This window comes from Bradyrhizobium sp. 164, from assembly GCF_023073715.1.
Taxonomy (GTDB): domain Bacteria; phylum Pseudomonadota; class Alphaproteobacteria; order Rhizobiales; family Xanthobacteraceae; genus Bradyrhizobium.
This window is the reverse complement of the sequence record NZ_JADPKA010000068.1, coordinates 1-1,408: the sequence shown is the minus strand read 5'-3', so window position 1 is coordinate 1,408 and position 1,408 is coordinate 1. Positions and strand designations below refer to the sequence as shown.

Annotated in this window: 1 protein-coding gene; it reads left to right on the top strand. The window is 61.9% G+C overall.

Annotation, left to right across the window (positions count from 1 at the left end):
• Positions 1-85 precede the first annotated feature (85 nt).
• Entirely contained in the window at positions 86-1,126 is a 1,041-nt protein-coding gene (locus tag IVB01_RS22000; RefSeq protein WP_247279020.1) for an IS110 family transposase, read from the top strand.
• The last annotated feature ends 282 nt before the right edge of the window (positions 1,127-1,408 follow it).

The following is a 1,408-nucleotide window of genomic DNA, read 5'->3' as shown; positions in this document are numbered from 1 at the left end:
TGATGTGGTGGAACGGCCCGCTCCAACAGCATCAAAGTGCTAGAACGTGGTCGTTGTTCGAACGCCACAAAGGAAGGACCGTTCCGTGAAACAGGTTAGCACCATCGGGTTAGATTTGGCCAAGAACGTTTTCCAGGTTCACGGCGCGGATGCGGAGGGCTCGCCCGTGTTCAACAGGAAATTGCGGCGCAGCGAGGTTCTGCGCTTCTTCGAAAAACTGCCACCATGCCTGGTGGGGATGGAAGCCTGCGGTAGCGCCCACTATTGGGCGCGCGAGATCGCAGCTCTCGGTCATGAGGTGCGGCTCATTCCGCCGGCTTATGTCAAACCCTTCGTAAAGCGAGGCAAAACGGATGCGGCGGACGCAGAGGCCATCAGCGAAGCGGTGACCCGAAAGACCATGCGCTTCGTACCGATTAAGACGGCTGAGCAACAGGCTGCCGCGATGGTGCTGAAGACCCGCGCTCTTCTAGTGCGGCAGCGAACGCAGGCGGTCAACGCGTTGCGCGCGCATCTGGCAGAATTGGGGATCATCGCCACCGCCGGCCTGGCAAAAGTTGAGACGCTGGTCGCAATCATACGGGATCAGACAGATGCTCGCCTGCCCGCAGCAGCGCGCTTCGCGCTGAAGGCTATTGCCGACGAGATTGAAGCTTCAGCCGACCAGATCGAGAGGCTCGAGCGCGCGATTGTCGTGGAGACAAAGCACGACGAGGACATGCGTCGGTTGACCACGATCCCTGGCGTCGGCGCCATCACGGCGGCGACCATCAAGGCGCTCGTGCCGGATCCCGGCGGGTTCAAGTCGGCTCGCCACTTTGCCGCCTGGCTGGGATTGACGCCGCGGCCTCATTCAAGCGGAGGCAAAGAGCGACTGGGAGGAATATCGAAGATGGGAAATCCGGAACTCCGCTCTCTCCTCGTTGTCGGGGCGACGGCCGTCTTGCGGGTTGTCCGAAACGACGCTCGGGCGCGGCCGTGGCTGAAGGCGCTTCTCGCCAGACGGCCCTTCAAGGTTGCCGCGGTCGCGCAGGCCAACAAGACGGCGCGGATCATCTGGGCGCTTCTGAACAAGGGTGGGACGTACCGACGTCCCGACCCGCTGACTGCCGCGGCCGCCGTCTGATGGACGCAGTGACCGCCAAAGCGATCTGACCGGCGCAGGCCGGCAGAGGCAAGGTGCAACAACAGCCGATGAACCCATGGGACGACATCCCGAAACGAGTGAAGCTACTGCCCCCAATGCGCTCAAACGCGTAAACTTGATTTAGCTCCTCGTTCCGCGGATCTCATCGAGGCCAGCGGCCATGTGCCGCGCGCAAAGGCCGGACATATGACCGCACCGTTCCAATGTGTGAAATCGACTGCAAAAGCTCTTGCCACGCGGGCCGTTCCACATATGGGGGCA